Origin of the sequence: Massilia paldalensis, from assembly GCF_044901715.1 — a bacterium.
GTDB lineage: Bacteria > Pseudomonadota > Gammaproteobacteria > Burkholderiales > Burkholderiaceae_D > Telluria > Telluria paldalensis.
The window spans coordinates 849,173-868,461 of record NZ_JBJCIU010000002.1; the positions used below are offsets into that span (position 1 = coordinate 849,173).

Below are 19,289 nucleotides of genomic sequence, written 5' to 3' on the forward strand. Positions count from 1 at the left end.
GGAGCCCATAGAGTAGGTTCCTGCAGAGCGAAAGAAAACGAATGAAAACGATGAACCTTATGCAGTCCGCGACATTAGCCGCGACCACCAGCGTCCGACTTTCAACGCCCCTTCGAGAGGATCAGCAGCCAGCGCTTGAACAGCAGGACTTCCACGTGGCCCGGCTCGACGCCGGTATCGCACTCGATGATCGGGTTGACCGGGTAGAAGCGCTTGCGGAAATCGCGGGTCACGAGCATTTCGCGGCGGCCGATGCGCACCAGGAAAGGCGTAGGGGCATATTCCAGGCCGAAGGAGCTGTTCAGAGTGGTCATGATGATCCCTTTCAACGAGTAGAGTGTTTTGATGTGTTGCTCAGGTGAATAAAGAATAGCACAACTACTGTATAAATCCACAGCTACTGTATAAAAAAACAGTCCAGAAAAGAAATTGTGGTTTTTTTGCCAGCAAGCCACATGTAGAGCCCATGTCCATCACATCACCCACCCTGCACCAGCGCCTGCGCGCGTTCCTGGCGGCGCGCTTCTCTCCCGAAGGGGAGATGGGCCTGCACCTCACCATCGGCATCTGCCTGATCCTGTTCGCCGGCTTCGTGTTCGGCGAGCTCGCCGAGGATGTCGTCGAGGGCGACACCATCACCGTCATCGACGCCCAGCTGGCCCAGTGGTTCCACCAGCGCGCCCACCCCGTGTTCACCCAGGTGATGTTCTTCATCACGCACTGGAACGGCATCGTCGGTTCCAGCATCATGGGCGTGCTGCTGGCGCTGTGGTTCTGGCGCCGCGGCGCCCATTACTGGCTGCTCGTGGCCGTCACGGCGATCCCCGGCGGCATGCTGCTCAACGTCGCGCTGAAGCACGTGTTCCAGCGCGCCCGGCCCAGCTTCGACGATCCGCTGCTCACGCTCGCCACCTACAGCTTCCCCAGCGGTCACACGGCCGCCGCCACCGTGTTCTACGGCCTGCTGGCCTGCTACCTGGTGCGGCGCGTGCACGGACGGGCGCTGCGCGTCCTGGTCGTGCTGGGCGCCTGCGCGATGGTGGCGCTGGTGGCGCTGTCGCGCATGTACCTGGGCGCCCACTACCTGTCCGACGTGCTGGCCGCCATGCTCGAAGGGGCCGCCTGGCTGTCCGTGTGCGTGACGGCCGTGGCCACGCTGCACCGGCGCCGCCTGGCGCGCGGCAAGCCCTCGTGGAGCGAACGGGCGCGGGCCCAGGCGCGGGGTGGCGCATGAAGCCCGTGCTCGTGATCGTCAATGGCGGCGCCGGCAACGGCCATGACGACGAAGCGGCGGCCTACCTGCGCGCCGCCCTGCGCGACGCCGGACTCGACGCCGAACTGGTGCTGGCCGGCAGCGGCGACGAGATGATCGCGGCCGCCCGCCGCGCCGTCGATGGCGGCGTGCGCCTGGTCGCGGCCGGCGGCGGCGACGGCACGATGAACGCCGTGGCCTCCGTGCTGGCCGGTACCGACGTCGTGTTCGGCGTGCTGCCGATGGGCACGCTCAACCATTTCGCCAAGGACCTCGGCATCCCGCTCGACCTGGACGAGGCCGTCCGCAACCTGGCCGACGGACGCCCCAAGCGCGTCGACGTGGGCGAGGTCAACGGCCGCATCTTCCTCAACAATTCCAGCCTCGGCCTGTACCCGGACATCGTGCGCGACCGCGAGCGCCAGCAGCGCCGCCTGGGCCGTGGGAAGTGGCCGGCGGCGCTGTGGGCCACGCTGGCGGCGCTGCGCCGCTATCCCTTCCTGTCCATGCGCCTGCAGGTGGGCGGCGAGCAGCTGGCGCGGCGCACGCCCTTCGTCTTCATCGGCAACAACCGCTACACGATGGAAGGGCTGGCGATCGGCGAGCGCGAACGCATCGACGACGGCCTGCTGAGCCTCTACGTGGCGCAGAGCCCGACCCGCCTGGGCCTGCTGCGCTTCGCGTTCGACGCGCTGCGCGGCAAGCTGGGCGACCGCGACGACTTCGACGTGCTGCACGCACCCGAGCTGGACATCGCCACGCACCGCCAGCGCCTGCGCGTGGCCACCGACGGCGAGGTGACGGTCATGAAGCCGCCTCTTCGTTATCGGGTGAGACCTGGCGCACTGACGGTGATGGTGCCGGCGGCAACAATGGCGGAACCAAGCTGAATCATCCGTCACAAGACCAGAAACGAAAGCCAAGACCATGCGTACACTCGTTCATCTTTCCGACCTGCATTTCGGCCGCGTCGATCCCGCCTTGCTCGATCCACTGCGCGACCTCGTCCACCGCATCGCCCCGACGGCCGTCGTCGTTTCCGGCGACCTGACCCAGCGCGCCAAGTCCGAGGAATTCGAGCAGGCCCGCGCCTGGCTCGACACGCTGCCCGAGCCCCAGATCATCGTGCCCGGCAACCACGACATCTCGCTGTACAACGTATTCCGCCGCTTCGTGCTGCCGCTGGACCGCTACAAGCGCTACATCACGGACGACCTCGACCCCGTCTATATCGACGACGAGATCGCCGTGCTGGGCGTGAACACGGCGCGCTCACTGACCTTCAAGGACGGCCGCGTCAACAAGGAGCAGGTCGCCAAGATCCGCGAAACGCTGTCGGGCCTGGACCCGAAGCTGACCCGCGTCGTCGTCACCCACCACCCGTTCGACCTGCCCGCGGGCTCGGAAGAGAGCGACCTGGTCGACCGCGCCGGCATGGCGATGGACGTGTTCAAGGACCTGGGCGTCGACCTGCTGATGGCGGGCCACCTGCACCTGAGCCACGCGGGCAACACGCAGGCGCGCTACAAGATCAGCGAATACGCGGCGCTGGTCGTCCAGGCCGGCACGGCGACGTCCACGCGCGGCCGCGGCGAGGTCAATTCCTTCAACGTGATCCGCATCGAGCGCGAGCGCATCGAGGTCGACCGCTATGGGTGGGATACGGTGCACGAGCAGTTCCAGGTCATGGCGACGGAAAAGTTCATGCGGGCGGGGAATGTGTGGACGGAGCAGGCGGAAGGGTTGTACGCGGCCGGCATTTGAGCCATCACGCCGTCGCCCCTGCGCAGGCAGGGGCCTGATGAGCCACCACACCGTCGCCCCTGCGTAGGCAGGGGCCCAATTTTCACGTGTTATCGATCAGCATGCAAACTTGGGCCCCTGCCTGCGCAGGGGCGACGGTTTTCAGATCCCGCCGTAGGGTGGGCACCCCGTGCCCACCATGCCTACCCGGATCAGATCCAGTACTCGCCCAAGCGCGCCACCGTTTCCTTGATCCGGTCCATCCACGGCCGGTGCCGCCACTGCTCCAGCTGCACCTCCTTCGAATCGCGCAGGTCCTCGTAGAACGCGCTCTCCATGTCGTGCCCGAACGCCGGGTCGATCACGACCACGTTCAATTCGTAGTTGTGGATGAAGCTGCGCCGGTCGATGTTGGCCGAGCCGATCGTCGACCAGGCGCCGTCGATCACGGCCGTCTTCGCATGCAGCACGGCGATCTGCAGCTCGAAGATGCGCACGCCGCCGGCCATCAGCGGCTCGTAGAAGTTCTGGCCCGCGTAGCGGATCAGGCTGTGGTCCGACACGCCCGGCAGGATCAGCTTGACGTCCACGCCGCGCTTGGCGGCGCCCACGAGGGCGTCGACGATCTGCTGGTCCGGCACGAAGTAGGCGGCCGTCAGGTGGATCGAGGCCTTGGCTTCGTTGATGGCGGTGACGAGCGACTTGTAGATTTCCGAGTCGCGCTCCGGCGTCGCCGCCAGCACGCGCACGAACTTGTCTCCGGCGGGCGCCAGCGCGGGGAAGTAGTCCGCCTGCGTCAGCTCGCCGCCTTCCTGGCTAACCCATAGGTTCACGAACGACCATTGCAGCGGCGCGACGGCGGGGCCTTCGATGCGGATGTGGGTGTCGCGCCAGCCGACCTTGTCGCCGTTGATCTGCTTTTCCTTGTTCTTCGAGCGGAACAGCGAGCTGTTGGCGTAGGTGCTGCTGATGTTGATGCCGCCCGTGAAGGCGACGCGGCCGTCGACGATCATCAGCTTGCGGTGGTTGCGGTTGTTGACCTCCCACTTGCCCCTGGCCTTGGCCGGGTTGACGGGGTTGAACACCAGCACGCGGATGCCGGCCTGGCGCATGCGGTCGAAGAAGGCGGGCGGGGTGGTCAGGTTGCCCACCGCGTCGACCATGATGTTGACCTGCACGCCGCTCTTTTGTTTTTCGATGAGGAGGTCAGCGAATTCGGTGCCGATCTCGTCGGGGTCGAAGATATACGTTTCGAGGTTGATCGAGCTCTTCGCCGTGCGCGCGGCCGCGATCATCGCGCGCATCGTCGCAGGGCCGTCGAACAGCAGCGTCACCTTGTTGCCGGCGATGAGCGGCACGCCCGTCGCCTGTTCCTCCATCACGGCCAGCGCCTTCAGGTCGCCGTTCGCATTGGCCCAGCGCCGCGCGACCAGGGCCGAGGCCTTCTGCGCCGGCAGCGTGCCCTTGGTCGTGGCGATCGTGGGCACGCCCTTCGCCGGCGCCTCCGGTTCGACGTCGGGCAGCGTCTTGCACGAGACGATGGCGGCGCACAGGCCGACGGCGAGCACGGCGGCGAGCGGACGGGCACCGTGGTGGGACCGCATCCAGTGCAGCAATTGGGGGAACGGCGACGGGAGGTTCATTTGAGTCCTCTCTGGTGGACCGGATCGGGCGCGAGCGTTTCCAGGTCGCGGGGACCGACGAAGAAATCCAGCGGCGCCGTGCGCAGGCGGCGGCCGAGGGCACGCAGCAGGCGGAAGCCGTGGCGGAAACGGATCTTGCGGGCACGCAGCGCCACCCACAGGGCCAGCCCGAAGCTGACCAGCAGGTTGACCATGCCGATCAGCGCGATGCCGAGGAAGGTGATGCCGATCGTCTCCAGGTCGACGTTCTGTTCCAGGCCGACGAAGCCGATCGCGGCATTGGCCGACGAGAACGTCACGTGGCGGATGTCCAGCGGCAGGCCGAGCAGGAAGCCGACGGTGGCCGTGATGCCCATCAGGATGCCGAACACCAGGTTGCCCATCAGGCCGCCCAGGTTGTCCTCGATGTAGCGGCCGAACAGCGCCAGGCGCTCGCGCCCCAGCAGGCGGCGCAGCCAGCGCAGCTGCTCGACGCGGCGGCCCATGCGCGTGTACAGCGCCTTGTTGTCGTAGTAGCCGGACACGAGGCCGGACACGAACAGCCACACGCCGGCGATGGCCGCGTGCAGCAGCGCGAGCGATTCCCACGGGTGGCTGTCCTCGATCAGGTGGCGCGCCTTGAACACGTTCACCAGATGGCTGCCGAACACCCAGTGCCAGCCGACGGCGAGCAGGTAGGCGATGGGGATTACGGTGGCAATATTGCCCAGCACCGCCACGATCTGGCTACGGAACACCTTGTTGACGAGGGCCGCCATGCTGTCGATGTCGACCTGCTTGCGCGAGCCGCCGTGGCTGCTCTCGTGCAGGGCGGCAGCGATGCGGGCGGCCGTCATCGCCGGCTGCTTGGTGGCGATGGTGAAGTGCAGCACGTGCACGAGCATGAAGCCGATCGCATAGTTCATGCTGTACAGCAGGGCCTCGATGAGCGGGGCGCGGTGCATGTACGAGATCAGGATCTTGACCAGGGCCATGAAGCCGATGATGACGCCGGCGCCGGCCGCCGAGGCGAACATGCCGCGCAGATCGGCGCGCCGCTCGGCGATGTAGTGCTCGCCCGTGCGGCTGGCGTTTTCGGTGACGTTACGAGCCAGTAAGTCGATATTGTCGCGCAACAGGCCGCGCACCTCGTACTTGGTGTTGTGCGCCTCGGCCAGTTCGTGCGCCAGCGCGATGGCCGCACGGCGGCGCGGGCTCGCTTCCAGGTCGGCGTCTTGCGCATCGCCCGTCACCTTGGCCAGGTCGACGCCCGGCGCGGCCGGCAGCGTGCCGCTGACGTCGACGAGGAACAGCAGCTTGCGCAGGCGGTCGATGCTCTGCGTCAGCGCCACCAGCAAATAAGTAAGGGCCACCGTGGTGCCGGACGCCAGCGCGCCGCGGCGGATCTTGCCGACCACTTCCTCGCACTGGTCGAGCATGACGAGCAGGTGGCGCGCGTCTTCCATCTCGCCGATCTCGCCGGCCAGCAGGCGCGCGTAGGCGTCCAGGTAGGCATTGGCTTCGATGTTCTGCATCAGGAAGGGCGAGTCGACTTCCTCGGTCTCGCGGCGCGCGTGGATCAGGCGCGGTTCCAGGCCCAGCGCGCAGACGCGGGCGGACAGCGTGCGGATCGCGTCGAGCAGGCCGCGCAGCATGATGTTGCGGGCGCGTTTGGGCGAGTCGTCGGCACCGCCGCCGGGCGGCGCGGCCGCTGCGATGACGTCGAACAGTTCCAGCCAGTCGGCGTTCGGCACGCCGCGGATCCAGGCGTGGTCGTCGTCGCGGCACAGCAGGCGGTCGAGGGTATCGGACAGGTACAGTTCGTCGAGCGCGGGCGGCAGCACGCGGTAGGCGATGCGTTTCTTGAGTTCCGTGAAGAAGCCGTCGTTGGACAGGATGCCCACGTCGGAATACAGGCTCGTGTGGCGGCGCGTTTCCAGGAGCGTGACGAGGTAGCGGCGCAAGGCCCAGGCCTGGCCCGGATGCCCCTTGAGCAGCTGGCACAGCGTGCGCACCTGGGCGCGCGCATAGGCGACGTCGCCGGGACGGCGCGGGCGCAGCTGGTCGACCAGGTCGACCAGCAGGTCGATGCGGTCGCTGTTGGGGTCGAGGCGTTCTAGAATCGAGAGCATGAGGGAAGGCTGACAGCGTGACAAGACAAGTGTAGCGGAGGAATCATCGGCGCATTGTACGGCAGCGTACTGAGCAGGAAGGATGGGGGCGCACCGTGGCGTGGCGCCACGAAGCGGCGGGTATATCAATGCCCCCGTCGCCCCTGCGAAGGCAGGGGCCTAATTCTGCGGGCGTATCGTCCGCGCGACATTGGGCCCTGCCTTCGCAGGGGCGACGGGGGTTTGATACGCATGCGAAATTAGGCCCCTGCCTTCGCAGGGGCGACGGGCGCTACTTCGCGCCCGTCGGTTTCAATCCCCCGCAATCGGCCCCCACCCACGTCCCCGTGACGTTGGTGTCGACGACCTGGCTCTGCCCCCCCTGCTCGCTGGTCACGCGCATGTTTGCCCGGTAGCTGGTATCGCTGACCATGGCGATCTCGCCCTGGCCGCTGACTTTCGGCTTGGTGCAGGAGAACGCGATGCTGCCCGTGGTGCCGGTCAGCTGGGTGTATTTCTGCGTGCAGTCGCCGCGCTGCATGGGGAATTCCTTGCGCTCGGCCATCTCGCGCGTCACGCAGACCTTGGTGCGCACGGCGCCGCCGCTGCCGATGTCGAGCTGCACGCCGTTCTGGCGCAGCAGGCTCGCCATCTGGGCGCGCTGTTCGGGCGACATGTTCTGCATCGTTTGCTGGGCCGCGTTCATTGCCGATTGCACCTGCTTGTCCGGCGAGCTGAACTGGCTGGACAGGTCCCACAGGCCCGGCTTGATGGTTTGCGCGGCAGCGGGCAGGGCGCTCGCCGCGAATAGGGTACAGGCGAGGGTGCGGGCGAGGGCGCCGGCGGTAAAGACTGGTTTCATGGGGTTTCCTTTCGATTCACGATGCTTCGCCACGGCGGCCCAGCACCTTGCGCTCCAGGTGCAGCAGCAGGAGCACGGTCTTGGCGTCGATGATGCCGCCACTGTCGACGAGGGCCAGCGCGTCGTCGACATCCATCTCGACGACGGCGATGTCCTCGCCTTCCTCGGCCTGGCCGCCGCCGGCGCCGGGACGGTTGTCCGGATCGTATTCGGCGACGAACAGGTGGTTGCGTTCGGTGATGCTGCCGGGGCTGACGAACAGGCTCATGGCCGGCTGCGGCGTGCCGATCGCGTAGCCCGTTTCTTCCAGCGCCTCCAGGCGTGCGCGCTCGGCCGGGTCGGCGCCGTCCAGCACGCCGGCCGCCGCTTCCAGCAGGAAGCCGTCGTGGCCGTTCAGGCGGGCGCCGGGGCGGAACTGGCGCGTCAGCACGACGGTGCGGCGCGCGCGGTTGTACAGCAGCACGGAGGCGCCGCTGGCGCAATCGTAGACTTCGCGCGATTGCTGCTGCACGGCGCCGTCCAGGCGGCGCTGCGTGTACGTGATGTTCTTGAGCGTGTAGTAATGGTCCGCAAGGATGTCTTCGCGGACGATGCGGATGGGATCGTCGTCTGGCATGGGTTCTCCTGTGTCAGTGTATAGCAGGATACCTCTTGCCCACGAAAAAAGCCGCCCGGCGCGAACCGGGCGGCTTTCAGGTACGGCAGCTCAGGTGATTACTTGAACTTGTACGATGCGGTCAGGCGGAAGTAGCGGCCCATGCCGTTGTGCAGCTGGGTGTTGTAGCCTTCGTTCGGGGTACGCGGATCGTACGGCGCTTCGGTGTCGAAGATGTTGCGCACGTTGGCGCTCAGCGTCCAGTCCTTGAAGCCCGTGTACGTGTAGCCCACGTTGAAGGTCAGCCATTCGTCGACGTTGCAGTCCTTGCTGTAGTTGCTGAACTTCGGCAGGCCGCCCAGCTGGTAGGCACCGGCCGGCTGGCCCACGCCGTAGTGGCAGTACGGGACCGGGTAGGTGACGTCGTTGTCGTAGCGGCGCAGCAGCGAGACGGACGACACGTAGTCGGCCGACACGGTGACGGCGTGCACGTCGCGCGACCAGGTGCTCGACAGGTTGAAGCGGTGGCGCGGGATGTCGTTCACGGTGGTCGCCCAGTCGGACAGGCCGCCGTTGGTGCCGGTCAGGTCGTGCGCGATCTCGCCCGGACGCTCGATGCGCTTGAAGCGCAGCGTGTAGTTGTAGTTGAAGCGGGTCGCCACGCGGCCCTTGTCGCCCAGGTTCAGGCGGTGCGCCACTTCGAAGTCCAGGCCCGAGGTCTGGGTCGTGCCCTGGTTGACGAAGGTGCGGTTGATCGCCAGCAGCTGGCCCGAGTTCGGGATCACGTTGCCGTTCGCGTCGACCAGGTTGTTGGCGTCACGCAGCGCCAGGCCCGGGAACAGTTCCGGGTGCTCGGCGACGTAGCCAGCCGACAGCAGGGCCGTCTCGTTGTCCTTGCGGATGTTGTAGTAGTCCACCAGGATGTCGAGGTTGCGGGTCGGCGCCAGGATGGTGCCGACCGACCAGCTCTTCGACTCTTCGTTCTTCAGGTCCGGGTTCGGGGTCGAGACCGACGAGATGCTGCGTGCGCAGTCCAGCTTGTCGGCGCCGTTGACCGGGTTGACGCCGTCCGGGCAGCGGATCGGGTCGACGAAGTTGTTGTTGAAGGTCTGCACGCCGCCCGGGGACACCTGCGACAGCGCCGGTGCGCGGAAGCCTTCGGCGTAGCTGGCGCGGAAGGTGACCTTGTCGTTCATCTCCCACTTGGCGCCGACCTTCGGCACGAAGCTGTGCGCGGTCGGGTACTTGTCGTAGCGGCCCGCGAAGTCCATCTCGAAGGTCTTGGTGAACGGCGTGCGCAGTTCGACGAAGGCCGACTTGACCATGCGGCGGCCGTTCAGCACGGAGTTCGACAGGCCGATGATGTTACCGGCGGCCAGTTCCGGATCCGAGGTCAGGCCGGTCTTTTCCTGGCGCACTTCGCCGCCGAAGGCCAGGCCGATCTCGCCGCCACCCAGCTTGCCGAAGCTGGTCGATGCCTTGGCGTCGATCTGCTGGACTTGCGAGAAGCCCGTGTTGACGACGTCGCGCACGGCGTTCGGGTCGGCGATAGTCGCGGCGATGGTGCGGTTCTCGGTCGCGATGCGGTCGATCACCGGACGGTACAGGTAGCCGTGGCCCGTGTCTTCGCGCTCGGTGCGGTTGTACAGGTAGGCGGTTTCCCAGTCCCAGCGGCCCACGGTGCCCTTCAGGCCCGTCAGGAAGCGGTAGGTCTCGTTGACGTTTTCCGAACCGCCGTCCGTGCCGACCATGCGGAAGGCGGTGGCGGTGTTACCGGTCGCGAACGGATTGTCCGGATGGCCGGCCGGCAGCAGCAGCTGGTAGCTGGACGGCAGGCCGCCCACGCGGAACACGGTGGTCGGGGTGGTCGAGGCGACGGTCTTCGGCAGGCCTTTGTATTCGCGCTCCACGCGGGTGTAGCCGATCTCGCTGAACGAGGTGACGTTCTCGCCCAGCTTGAAGGTGATCTTCGACAGCAGGTTGGCGTCGTTGCCCTTGCTCTGCGCTTCGTAGTAGTCGTTGGTGTCGAAGTTGCAGAACTGGCGGCCGTACAGCATCGAGGTCGGCAGGATGTTGTTTGCCGCGCTGCCGGTGATCAGGTTGCCCTGGCAGCCAGCGGTGCGGTTGACGATGTTGGCGTTGTTCGAGAACGCGGTCGAGTAGCTCTTGCTGCCCGGGGTGCGTTCCTTGAAGAAGAACGGCGAGCCCGACACGTAGCTGGCGTACGGGTTCAGGCGCGCGTTGACGTCGGCCAGCACGCCGCGCTCGATGTCCTTGACTTCCTTGATGCCGGTCTGGCCGCGGTTCGACAGGTCGAAGCTGATGAAGGCGTTGTAGCGGTCCTTCTCCAGGTCGCCGAAGCCGACGATGCCGTTCACGTTGTTGCGGTTGAATTCGCCGTCATCGTTGGCCGCGGTCGAGGCCGAGATCTCGGCGCCCTGGTAGTCGTCGCGGGTGATGAAGTTGATGACGCCGGCGATCGCGTCCGAGCCGTACACGGCCGAGGCGCCATCCTTGAACACTTCGACGCGGGCGATGGCCGATACGGGGATGCTGTTCAGGTCATAGACGGTGGACTTGCCCTGGTTCGGGTCGGCGTAGGCGGCGGCGGCGATGCGGCGGCCGTTCAGCAGCACCAGCGTCGACGAGGAACCCAGGTTGCGCAGCGACGCGGTCGAGGCGCCCTTCGAGAAGCCGTTGTCGTTGAAGTTGTCGTTGGCCGTGCCCGAGCCGAACGCCGGGATCGAGTGCAGCAGTTCGGCGACGGTGTTGGCGCCGGTGCTGGCGATTTCCTTGGCCGACATCACGGTGATCGGCGACGAGTCTTCCTTGGCGGCGCGCTTGATGTTCGAACCGGTGACGTAGACCTTCTGGACCGGCTCCTGGGATTGCGCCAGGACGAGTGCGGGCGCAGCGAGGGTGAGGGCGACAGCGAGCACGCTGTGCTTTACGGCGAATTGCTTAGTCAAAATCTCTCCAATACTTGTGCAGTGAACCGTCGCATCCGAAGCGGAAATGCCGGGTTCCTCCTTTTTATTTCGGTTCGTCAAGACGGCCGAAGGGCGGCATCTGACCATCGATGAGGGATGTCCGTCAAATAAGCCCCGCAAAAATGTACGTTTTATGCAACGGGTATACATGAGCGTAATGACTGCACTGCTTTGGTGCGATTCGAGACGGTATAGACGAGTTGCACCAAACCGGGGTCAGAGCCGGGGTCAAAGCCCGATTTTTGGAAACAGCTCAATAGAAAAAGCCGGCATCGGACGTATGTCCAATGCCGGCTCCATGAGGCCAATTGTTTTTGGGATATTGCCTAAAACCGGGCTCTGACCCCGGCTCTGACCCCGGTGTGAGGGAGGTCAGCCCTGGGTCGCGGGTTCGGTCACGAAGATCTCGACGCGGCGGTTGCGGGCGCGGCCGGCCGGGTCCTCGTTCGAGGCGATCGGTTCGCGCGCGGCGCGGCCTTCGACGGTGATGCGGCTGGCGGCAACGCCGCGGCTGGCCAGGTAATCGCGCGCGTGGCTGGCGCGGTCCAGCGACAGCGGCTGGTTGATGCCGTCGCCGCCGGTGCTGTCGGTGTGGCCGATGATGGTCACGTAGGTGGCCGGGTTGTCCTGCAGCGTGGTGGCGAAGCGGTCCAGGATCGGACGGAAATTCGGCTTGATGTCGGAGCGGTTGGTGTCGAACGAGATGTCGCTCGGGATTTCCAGCTTGAGGCGGTTGTCGGACGTCTGCGAGACCTGCACGCCGGTGCCGCGCGTGGCCGCTTCCATCTGCTGGCGCTGCTGCTCCATGCGCTTGGACCAGATATTGCCGACCACCGCGCCGGCCGCCGCGCCCAGCACGGCGCCGCCGGCCGCACGGCCGCCACCGCCGCCGCCCGTCGTGGCGCCGAGGATCGCGCCCAGGCCGGCGCCCACGCCGGCGCCGGTGGCGGTGCCGCGCTGGGTGGCGTTCATGTCGGCGCAGCCGCTGACGGCCACGGCGAGGGCGGTGGCGCACAGGGTCGATCGGATCAGGGTTGTGTTCATGGTGGTCTCCTTCCAGAAAAAAAATATCCGTTTCGTGGTCACGCCCGTCATGTTACAGGGCGCGACCGCGAAACGGATCGGTCGGTACTACGCGCTACGAGTGTGATGCTAGATGCCTCGGCCACTGATCAGGCGCACCAGGATCATGATGACGGCGACGACCAGCAGGATGTGGATGAAACCACCGATGGTGTACGAAGTGACCAGGCCGAGCAGCCACAGGATGATAAGAATGACAGCGATGGTGTAGAGCATGATGGGGTCCTCTCTTTTATCTGAAACGGCGATCCGTTTGCCGTGAATCCAGTTTCCACTTTCTGCTCATCATGCTCCGTTCGTTGACGTACATTAGAACGTTTTTTTTATTCTTTTCGCAATCCCGCGCCGTGCATGCCCGCGCCGTTCAGGCCGGGAATCCAGCCCATGAAGCCCATCAGGCCGGCGACGCCGATCAGGCAGGTCAGGAGGCCGCCCGCGATCAGGAAGATGATGTCCTGCGCGGCCATGTCGCCCACCGGCACGTGCTGCGGCGGCGTGACGCTGGCCAGGCCGAAACCCGTTACGAGAAGTCCCCAGAAGATGATGCCGATCCATGCAAGGCTGTTCATGTGGCTTCCTTTCGTTGAGTGGTCCGCTATTGTTGCAGCGTAGAACTATTCTTACCTGCTCAGCAGTAAAGGTCCGTGCGCTGCCGCACATTGCGAAAACCTAAACAAAAACCGGGCATGCAGCCCGGTTCGAAGCGATGCGCGGCGCATGACGCCAGCGCTGCGGTGGCGGTTCAGGCGGCGCGCAGCGAGCCTTTCACGATGCGCACGCGGTCGCCGTTGCGCCAGCGCGGCGCGCTGTTCTGGTGGAAGGTGCGCAGCGTGCCGTCGTCCAGGCGCACGCGGATCTCGTAGCTGGTGGACGCCTTCATATTGCCTTCGACCTGGTTGCCGACGACGGCGCCGCCCACGGCCCCCGCCACCGTCGCCAGCTGGCGCCCGTGGCCGCCGCCGATCTGGTTGCCCAGCAGGCCGCCGAGGATGGCGCCGCCGGCCGCGCCCACGCCGCTGCCCTGGGCGCGGTGCGTGATCGTGCGCACCGATTCGACGTTGCCGCAGCTGGCGCACCAGCGTTCGGCGCCATCGTTGACGGCGACGTCATTGGCGGCCACTGCCTTGGCCTTCGGATGGCTCTCGGGCGCCGGGTCCGCATAGCCGGACGCGGTGGCGCCCTGGGCGACGCCGGAACCGTAGGCGGCGCCCGGCGCATAGGCTTGCGCCTCGGGCTGGACCGGATAGCCGTTCGGCGCATAGGCCTGCGCCGGTGCCGGCGCGGTGGCCGGATAGGCGGCGGAGGCAGCGGGGAAGGCCGGCGCGGGCGCGGTCGCGGCCAGCGGCTGGCCCGGCTGCTGCAGGCCGGCCGACAGGGCGGCGCGGTCGGCGTCGGTCAGGTTGTCGCGGTTGCCGCCCTTGGTCGACGGCAGCCAGCCCATGATGGCGGCGGTGCCGATGGCGCAGAACAGGATCACCGCGATGGCGGCGGCGATCAGGAGCGGGTGTTGGCGGGGCCTTGCGGCGGGCGTCTGGTGCGTATCCATGGTGTGTCCTCGTCGATTCGTTGGGGCCGGCGCGCTTCATGGGATGGTGAGCTGCGGCCGGGGCCGGTATGGCGTCATTGTCCCCAGCAACAACACCGCATTCCGTGCGTCACCGTACATACCTGCCTCGGCACGGCCGTTATGCTGACTTCAATTGTTTGCAAATGTAAGTTTCGATATGCGAGCACCCCTCAATCCATCCAGTCCGCAAGCTTGAACCGATGAAGTCCAACCGTGAGGGACCGATGAATTCCGCCGCACCGCCGCTGGCCGCCGAGCACAATGCCAACCTGTTGTTGGCCGCGCTTCCCCGCGAGGAGCTGGCGTGCATCCTGCCGGCGCTGGACCAGGTGCAGGTGGCGATCGGCGACGTGCTGTGCGAGCCGGGCGACCCGATCCGCCACATCTATTTTCCGCACGACTGCCTGATCTCGCTGATGGCCGTGGCCGAAGCGCGCATGACGCTCGAGGTCGGCCAGGTGGGACGCGAAGGCATGCTGGGCGCCACCGTCGCGCTCGGCCACGACACCACGCAGGTGCGGGCCGTCGTGCAGCGCGCGGGCAGTGCCAGCCGCATCGATGCCGCGCGCCTGCGCGCCGAGTTCGCGCGCAGCCCTTCGCTGCAACGCGTGCTGTACCGCTATACCGATGCGCTGCTGGCCCAGGCGATCCAGATCGCCGTCTGCAGCCGCTACCACGTGCTGGAAGCGCGCCTGGCGCGCTCGCTGTTGGTCACGCGCGACCGCCTGCAGTCCGACAAATTCCACCTGACCCACGAATTCCTCGCCCACGCGCTGGGCGTGCGCCGCGTGGGCGTCACCAAGGCGGCCAGCGCGCTGCAGCAGCAGGGCCTGATCATCTACAGTCGCGGGAACATCGAGATCCTCGACCCCGAAGGCCTGGCCGCGGCGGCCTGCACCTGCTACGAGATCGTGCGCGAGGCGGGGGCGGGCGTGGCCGCGCCGGTGCTTGCCTGACGCTGCAGACCAAGCACCCAAAAAACAAACGCGGTACCCACAAACGCGTCGTCCCTGCGAAGGCAGGGACCCAATGTCCGCATGCGTCGTCGAGACGCCGGCAAGATTGGGTCCCTGCCTTCGCAGGGACGACGTAATTTGTTGCGCCGAACAGGCGCGTACTGCTTAGTGCGTGGTCTTGACCTGGTTGCCGATCACGCCGCCGACGGCTGCGCCGCCCACGGTGCCCAGGGCGCTGCCGCCCGAGACGGCGCCGCCGATGACGGCACCGGCGCCCGCGCCGATGGCGGTGTTGCGGTCCTGTTGCGACATGCCGGCGCAGCCGGTCAGACCCAGGGCGGCGGTAGCGAGCGAAGCGGTAACGATGATGGACTTGATGGTTTTCATGATGCTCTCCTTACGATGGGGTTGTTTGCTTTTTTACTTCAGGCGCAGGTCATTCCTGACCGATAGCACGCCTCTTACCGTGCGTGCGGCCGCGGCGGCGGCCGCCACATCCTCGGCCGAGCTGACGAATCCGCTCAGCTGAACGATTCCCTGGTCGGTGTCGACATCGATCTCGTTGGCCTGGAGCCGCGCATCGGCGGCCACGGCGGCCTTCACGCCGGCCGTGATCGAGGCGTCGTCGGCCCGGCGCTCGGCGGCAGCGCCGCCTTCGCTGGCGCATCCCGTCGCGCCCAGCAGGAGTGCTGCCAGCAGCGCCGCGGTCGTGCCCAATCGATTCATTTCACCTTCCTTGTTGCGTTTTTCTTAATGCCGTATGGCTGCAGATTACGCCGCTCGCGCGCTCGGCTCTGTACGACAAATAACACTGGCGAGCCTGCCATTGCCGTTCACGACTTCGGACCGTTGCTCTTGCCCGGCGGCGGGGCCTTCGGCTTCGCGCCCGCCTTGGCCAGCAGGGCGTTGCAGGGGCTGTCCTCGCCCGGTTCCGTGTTGATCAGCGCGAGCAGGGCGGCCGGCGGCGCCACGATGGCGGCCAATGCGGCGGCGGCGCCGCCCTTCATCGCCAGTACCTTCTTGTCGAGCTGCAGGTCGGGATCCTTGAACGTGCCGCGCACGTAAAACGGCGAGCGCAGCGTGAAGATGCGCACGGCTTTGGTCTCGGGCTTGACGCGCAGGTCCATCTGTTCCTTCGACATATTGACCCAGCCATTGATGTCGACGATCGCCTCTTCCGTGTCGAGCACGAAGGTGCGCGTGGACGCGACGCCGTCCTTCACGCCGAGGTCGGCGGCGAGGCAGTTCAGCTGCACGGGCTTGTCGCCGAACAGCTTGGTGATGATGACGTTGCCGACGTTCAGTCCCGCTTCCTCGAGCAGCAGCTTGCTGACCACGCCCTGGCTCACGAGGCCCTTCACTTCGCCATTGGCGCCGGCCAGCATGGCGCCGACCGAGTCGCCGGTCGCGGTCAGCTTGGTCTGCGCATAGATCTTGCCGACGGTGGCCTGCATCTTCTCGATCTGCGGGAACAGCTGCTTGATCTCGACGCCGCTGGCGGTGGCGTTCAGCGTCGCCTTGATGGGCGAGGTGCCGCCGGCGCTGCCGTCGAGCTTGACGTCCGACTTGACGTTGCCGCCGGCCAGCACGAAGTTCATCGGGTCCAGCGTCAGCACGCCGTTCTTCATGATGATGTGGGTCGACAGCTTGCTGATCGGCAGGTCGGCATCCTTGACGATGCGGTCGGCGGCGAAGCGCACGTCGGCATCGATGGTCTTCCATTTGTCGGTATTGAACTTCTCGACCGGCAGCGCCTTGTCCTTCGGCTGCACGGCGGCGACGCCGCGCTGGCGCTTGCTCTCGTTGGAGTCGGCACCCACGACGGGGCCCAGGTCGGCGAAGCGCAGCTGGCGCGAGCGCACGTTGCCGGTCAGCTTGTTGCGCGGCTTGGCAGTGACGAACTCGAAGCGGCCGGCAATGTCGGACTCGCCGACCTTGCCCTTGAAGTCGTCGTACACCCAGCGCGACTTGCCTTCTTCCAGCGTGCCGGTCAGGTGGCCCTGGGTATCGAAGGCGTGGGTCTCGGGCAGCAGCACGCCGGTGAACGGATACAGGCGCGCCATCGACGGCGCCGCCAGGCGCAGCTTGATGTCGATGCCTTCGAGCTTGGTCGGGCGCATGACGACGCCCTCGATGGCCACGCGGGTGTCCTTCGAGTGCACGTCGAGCTGGACGGGGAAGGGCACGTCCTCGTTCTTCAGCGACAGCACCTGGCCCGTCTTGCCGCCGCCGCCGACCGGGGCGCCGTTGTACTCGCCCTTGACGGTGAAGCCGATGCCGTAGGTCGGGTCATTGGCGATGGTCGCCACGTCGGCCGTGATGTCGGCCTTGGTGAGCGCGTCCTGCAGGCGGATCGTGCCGCGGTTCAGCACCACGCGCTCGAGGTCGAGTTCCCACTTCGATTCCTTGTCCTTCTTCTGGTAGGCCCAGTTGTAGTGGGTGGCATCGGTGCGCAGCAGGTCCACGCGCGGACCGTCGAAGCGCAGGATCGGCACGTGGATGCGGTGGCCGAGCAGGGCGAACGGGTCGAGCGAGAACGAGAACTGGCGCACGCTGGCCGTGTCGCCGGCGGGCATGCCGGCCGGGTTGCCGACGTGGGTGTCGTCGGCGTACAGGTGCGGCCAGGGAATGTGGTCGCGCCAGGTGCGCTGGTTGGCCGGCATGCTGGCGGCCGGACGCTCCCAGTGCACGGCCAGGTTGCCGCGGATGGCGAACGGGCGCTCGATGGCGTCGCTGACCTTCTCGTTGAGCCACGGCTTGATGCGGTTCCAGTCGAAGGTGAGCAGGATGATGATTGCGATGGCAAGGATCGCCACCAGGACGCCGACGATGCCGAGCGTGATCTTCAGGGGGCGCGGCATGTGCCTGCCCGTAGGGGTGTGTGTCGTCATGGCCTTCCTCTGGTGGGGGCTGGGTGTTGGTCTGAGTGTTGGTATCAGATTAACGGAAAGGCCAGGTGATCAATGTGCGGTGCCGCACCGTGGCTCGGCCGCAGGCCGCCCCGGGCAGTGCCAATGTGCGGCACCGAACCGATGAAGGCCGGCGCGAGGGTTATAACGTTACCAACACTATCCCTAGAACCAAGACCGGAGAACAACATGGACATCAAATCGATCAACCTGCCGCTGCATGCCGCCATGGTGACCGTGGCCCTCGCGCTGGTTGCTTGCGCCAGCCCGGAAAAGACCCCGGCGACCGCCGCCGTCGCGGTATCGCACAACGCCGTCGAGAACGCGGTCTCGGCCGGCGCGCCCGAACTGGCGCCGCAGGAAATCAACGCGGCGCGCGAGAAGATGATGCGCGCCAACCAGGCGCTGGCCGCCAAGGACTACAAGACGGCGCGCGAACTGGCCGTGCAGGCCCAGGCCGACGCCAAGCTGGCGCAGAGCAAGGCCAACTCGGCCAAGGCCACCGCCGCCGCCGACGCCTTGAACCAGGACCTGCGCGTGCTGCGCCAGGAAGTGGACCGCGCGAACGCCGGCCAATAAGCAAATAAGCAGGTAAACGCCGCGCCGATGAGCGCGGTCAAGCCATCCCTCAACAACAAGAACAGAGGAAGCAATATGAAAACATCGTTCCCGAAATCCCTCGTGCAGGCCCTGACGCTGGCCGGCGTGCTGTCGCTGGCCGCCTGCAGCAGCACCCCGACCACCACGCCGACGCTGGACGAGGCGCGCGCCGACTTCGTCGCGGCCAACAACAACCCGGCCGTGTCCTCGTATGCGCCGAACGAATTCCGCCAGGCCAGCGAGGCGCTGGACCGCGCCAACCAGGCCGCCGCCAAGCGCGAGGACCTGAACACGATCGACCGCCTGGCCTATGTCGCCAAGCAGCGCATCGCCACCGCCCAGGAAGTGGCCAAGGCCAAGACGGCCGAAGCCGACATCGCCAACGCCAGCCGTGAACGCGACCGCGTGCAGCTGGAAGCCCGTACCGCGGAAGCCGAGCGCGCCAAGCGCGACGCCGCCGCCGCCCAGGCCCAGGCGGCCGACGCCCAGATGCAGGCCCAGGCCGCACAGCAGCAGGCCGCCCAGCTGGCCGAGCGCTCGTCGCGCCTGGAAGCGCTGCTGGTCGAACTGCATGCGCAGAAGACGGAGCGCGGCATGGTCGTCACCATCGGCGACGTGCTGTTCGGCACCGACCGCGCCGAGCTGACGCCGGCCGGCATGGCGACCGTGCGCAAATTGGCCGAGGTCATGATGCAGAACCCGGACCGCTCCGTGCTGGTCGAAGGCTTTACCGACAGCACCGGCAGCTCCGCGCACAACAAGGACCTGTCCGAGCGCCGCGCGCAATCCGTGGCCCAGGCCCTGACCAGCCTGGGCGTGCCGCGCCAGCGCGTCGACATGCGCGGCTACGGCGAAGCGTACCCGGTCGCGGCCAACGACACCGCGTCCAACCGCCAGCTCAACCGCCGCGTCGAGATCGTGCTGTCGAACGAGGGCGCCACCGTGCCGCCGCGCGCGGCCCAGCGCTGATCAGTTTTTTTGCCCCCACTGTAAGGATAG

19 protein-coding genes are annotated in these 19,289 nt (G+C 66.6%); 6 read left to right on the forward strand and 13 right to left on the reverse strand.

Annotated features, from left to right (window positions below; all coding sequences use genetic code 11):
• Positions 1–101: 101 nt before the first annotated feature.
• Positions 102–314, reverse strand: coding sequence for a hypothetical protein (locus tag ACI1V7_RS13465; RefSeq protein WP_404532256.1), 213 nt, complete (start codon positions 312–314; stop codon positions 102–104).
• 152 nt (positions 315–466) lie between these two features.
• On the opposite strand from ACI1V7_RS13465, the gene ACI1V7_RS13470 reads away from it, so the two are divergent.
• The 3 genes from ACI1V7_RS13470 to ACI1V7_RS13480 are packed head-to-tail and all read left to right on the forward strand — an operon-like array spanning position 467 to position 3,016.
• Positions 467–1,234, forward strand: a complete 768-nt coding sequence (locus ACI1V7_RS13470) for a phosphatase PAP2 family protein (protein WP_404532257.1) — start codon at positions 467–469, stop codon at positions 1,232–1,234.
• Positions 1,231–2,142, forward strand: coding sequence for a diacylglycerol/lipid kinase family protein (locus tag ACI1V7_RS13475; RefSeq protein WP_404532258.1), 912 nt, complete (start codon positions 1,231–1,233; stop codon positions 2,140–2,142). The genes ACI1V7_RS13470 and ACI1V7_RS13475 overlap by 4 nt, the downstream gene beginning before the upstream one ends.
• Positions 2,143–2,179: 37 nt before the next feature.
• Positions 2,180–3,016, forward strand: a complete 837-nt coding sequence (locus ACI1V7_RS13480) for a metallophosphoesterase family protein (protein ID WP_404532259.1) — start codon at positions 2,180–2,182, stop codon at positions 3,014–3,016.
• A gap of 191 nt (positions 3,017–3,207) precedes the next feature.
• Here ACI1V7_RS13480 and cls read toward each other — a convergent pair whose 3' ends face one another.
• The 9 genes from cls to ACI1V7_RS13525 form a co-directional block, all read right to left on the reverse strand.
• Complete coding sequence (gene cls / locus ACI1V7_RS13485; RefSeq protein WP_404532260.1) at positions 3,208–4,638, reverse strand: cardiolipin synthase; 1,431 nt, start codon at positions 4,636–4,638, stop codon at positions 3,208–3,210.
• A complete protein-coding gene (locus ACI1V7_RS13490) occupies positions 4,635–6,749 on the reverse strand; it encodes a site-specific recombinase (protein ID WP_404532261.1) in 2,115 nt (704 codons plus the stop codon). Before ACI1V7_RS13490 ends, cls begins: the two co-directional genes overlap by 4 nt.
• A gap of 271 nt (positions 6,750–7,020) precedes the next feature.
• Entirely contained in the window at positions 7,021–7,590 is a 570-nt protein-coding gene (locus ACI1V7_RS13495; protein ID WP_404532262.1) for a DUF3617 domain-containing protein, read from the reverse strand.
• Between the two features lie 16 nt (positions 7,591–7,606).
• The gene (locus ACI1V7_RS13500) at positions 7,607–8,206 is read right to left on the reverse strand and encodes an NUDIX domain-containing protein (RefSeq protein WP_404532263.1); all 600 of its coding nucleotides are present in this window, start codon (positions 8,204–8,206) and stop codon (positions 7,607–7,609) included.
• A gap of 98 nt (positions 8,207–8,304) precedes the next feature.
• The gene (locus ACI1V7_RS13505) at positions 8,305–11,154 is read right to left on the reverse strand and encodes a TonB-dependent receptor plug domain-containing protein (RefSeq protein WP_404532264.1); all 2,850 of its coding nucleotides are present in this window, start codon (positions 11,152–11,154) and stop codon (positions 8,305–8,307) included.
• Positions 11,155–11,547: 393 nt separating this feature from the next.
• Positions 11,548–12,219 (reverse strand): YiaD family glycine zipper/OmpA-like lipoprotein, encoded by a 672-nt coding sequence (locus tag ACI1V7_RS13510; RefSeq protein WP_404532265.1) that lies wholly within the window; start codon positions 12,217–12,219, stop codon positions 11,548–11,550.
• 108 nt (positions 12,220–12,327) lie between these two features.
• Entirely contained in the window at positions 12,328–12,474 is a 147-nt protein-coding gene (locus tag ACI1V7_RS13515) for a lmo0937 family membrane protein (protein WP_170205093.1), read from the reverse strand.
• Positions 12,475–12,581: 107 nt separating this feature from the next.
• Positions 12,582–12,827 (reverse strand): hypothetical protein, encoded by a 246-nt coding sequence (locus ACI1V7_RS13520; RefSeq protein WP_404532266.1) that lies wholly within the window; start codon positions 12,825–12,827, stop codon positions 12,582–12,584.
• A 173-nt stretch (positions 12,828–13,000) separates the two neighbouring features.
• Complete coding sequence (locus tag ACI1V7_RS13525; RefSeq protein WP_404532267.1) at positions 13,001–13,804, reverse strand: glycine zipper 2TM domain-containing protein; 804 nt, start codon at positions 13,802–13,804, stop codon at positions 13,001–13,003.
• Positions 13,805–14,049: 245 nt separating this feature from the next.
• Between ACI1V7_RS13525 and ACI1V7_RS13530 the strand changes: the two genes are divergently transcribed.
• Positions 14,050–14,781 (forward strand): Crp/Fnr family transcriptional regulator, encoded by a 732-nt coding sequence (locus ACI1V7_RS13530; RefSeq protein WP_404532530.1) that lies wholly within the window; start codon positions 14,050–14,052, stop codon positions 14,779–14,781.
• 165 nt (positions 14,782–14,946) lie between these two features.
• On the opposite strand, the gene ACI1V7_RS13535 is transcribed toward ACI1V7_RS13530, so the two are convergent.
• The 3 genes from ACI1V7_RS13535 to ACI1V7_RS13545 form a co-directional block, all read right to left on the reverse strand.
• Complete coding sequence (locus ACI1V7_RS13535) at positions 14,947–15,168, reverse strand: YMGG-like glycine zipper-containing protein (RefSeq protein ID WP_404532268.1); 222 nt, start codon at positions 15,166–15,168, stop codon at positions 14,947–14,949.
• A 33-nt stretch (positions 15,169–15,201) separates the two neighbouring features.
• A complete protein-coding gene (locus tag ACI1V7_RS13540; protein WP_404532269.1) occupies positions 15,202–15,507 on the reverse strand; it encodes a BON domain-containing protein in 306 nt (101 codons plus the stop codon).
• Between the two features lie 107 nt (positions 15,508–15,614).
• The gene (locus tag ACI1V7_RS13545) at positions 15,615–17,672 is read right to left on the reverse strand and encodes an AsmA family protein (protein WP_404532270.1); all 2,058 of its coding nucleotides are present in this window, start codon (positions 17,670–17,672) and stop codon (positions 15,615–15,617) included.
• A gap of 207 nt (positions 17,673–17,879) precedes the next feature.
• Between ACI1V7_RS13545 and ACI1V7_RS13550 the strand changes: the two genes are divergently transcribed.
• Positions 17,880–18,269: a DUF4398 domain-containing protein gene (locus ACI1V7_RS13550; protein WP_404532271.1), complete on the forward strand. Its 390-nt coding sequence runs from the start codon at positions 17,880–17,882 to the stop codon at positions 18,267–18,269.
• Between the two features lie 75 nt (positions 18,270–18,344).
• Positions 18,345–19,259, forward strand: a complete 915-nt coding sequence (locus tag ACI1V7_RS13555) for an OmpA family protein (RefSeq protein ID WP_404532272.1) — start codon at positions 18,345–18,347, stop codon at positions 19,257–19,259.
• Positions 19,260–19,289 lie beyond the last annotated feature (30 nt).

Excerpts from the sequence above, each read along its gene's own strand:
- ACI1V7_RS13515 (WP_170205093.1), bottom strand. The coding sequence starts at position 12,474 with ATGCTCTACACCATCGCTGTCATTCTTATCATCCTGTGGCTGCTCGGC.
- ACI1V7_RS13480 (WP_404532259.1), top strand. The coding sequence starts at position 2,180 with ATGCGTACACTCGTTCATCTTTCCGACCTGCATTTCGGCCGCGTCGAT.
- ACI1V7_RS13490 (WP_404532261.1), bottom strand. The coding sequence starts at position 6,749 with ATGCTCTCGATTCTAGAACGCCTCGACCCCAACAGCGACCGCATCGAC.
- ACI1V7_RS13525 (WP_404532267.1), bottom strand. The coding sequence starts at position 13,804 with ATGGATACGCACCAGACGCCCGCCGCAAGGCCCCGCCAACACCCGCTC.
- ACI1V7_RS13520 (WP_404532266.1), bottom strand. The coding sequence starts at position 12,827 with ATGAACAGCCTTGCATGGATCGGCATCATCTTCTGGGGACTTCTCGTA.
- ACI1V7_RS13545 (WP_404532270.1), bottom strand. The coding sequence starts at position 17,672 with ATGACGACACACACCCCTACGGGCAGGCACATGCCGCGCCCCCTGAAG.
- ACI1V7_RS13470 (WP_404532257.1), top strand. The coding sequence starts at position 467 with ATGTCCATCACATCACCCACCCTGCACCAGCGCCTGCGCGCGTTCCTG.
- ACI1V7_RS13550 (WP_404532271.1), top strand. The coding sequence starts at position 17,880 with ATGGACATCAAATCGATCAACCTGCCGCTGCATGCCGCCATGGTGACC.
- ACI1V7_RS13465 (WP_404532256.1), bottom strand. The coding sequence starts at position 314 with ATGACCACTCTGAACAGCTCCTTCGGCCTGGAATATGCCCCTACGCCT.
- ACI1V7_RS13495 (WP_404532262.1), bottom strand. The coding sequence starts at position 7,590 with ATGAAACCAGTCTTTACCGCCGGCGCCCTCGCCCGCACCCTCGCCTGT.
- ACI1V7_RS13530 (WP_404532530.1), top strand. The coding sequence starts at position 14,050 with ATGAATTCCGCCGCACCGCCGCTGGCCGCCGAGCACAATGCCAACCTG.
- ACI1V7_RS13475 (WP_404532258.1), top strand. The coding sequence starts at position 1,231 with ATGAAGCCCGTGCTCGTGATCGTCAATGGCGGCGCCGGCAACGGCCAT.
- cls (WP_404532260.1), bottom strand. The coding sequence starts at position 4,638 with ATGAACCTCCCGTCGCCGTTCCCCCAATTGCTGCACTGGATGCGGTCC.
- ACI1V7_RS13540 (WP_404532269.1), bottom strand. The coding sequence starts at position 15,507 with ATGAATCGATTGGGCACGACCGCGGCGCTGCTGGCAGCACTCCTGCTG.
- ACI1V7_RS13500 (WP_404532263.1), bottom strand. The coding sequence starts at position 8,206 with ATGCCAGACGACGATCCCATCCGCATCGTCCGCGAAGACATCCTTGCG.
- ACI1V7_RS13555 (WP_404532272.1), top strand. The coding sequence starts at position 18,345 with ATGAAAACATCGTTCCCGAAATCCCTCGTGCAGGCCCTGACGCTGGCC.
- ACI1V7_RS13535 (WP_404532268.1), bottom strand. The coding sequence starts at position 15,168 with ATGAAAACCATCAAGTCCATCATCGTTACCGCTTCGCTCGCTACCGCC.
- ACI1V7_RS13510 (WP_404532265.1), bottom strand. The coding sequence starts at position 12,219 with ATGAACACAACCCTGATCCGATCGACCCTGTGCGCCACCGCCCTCGCC.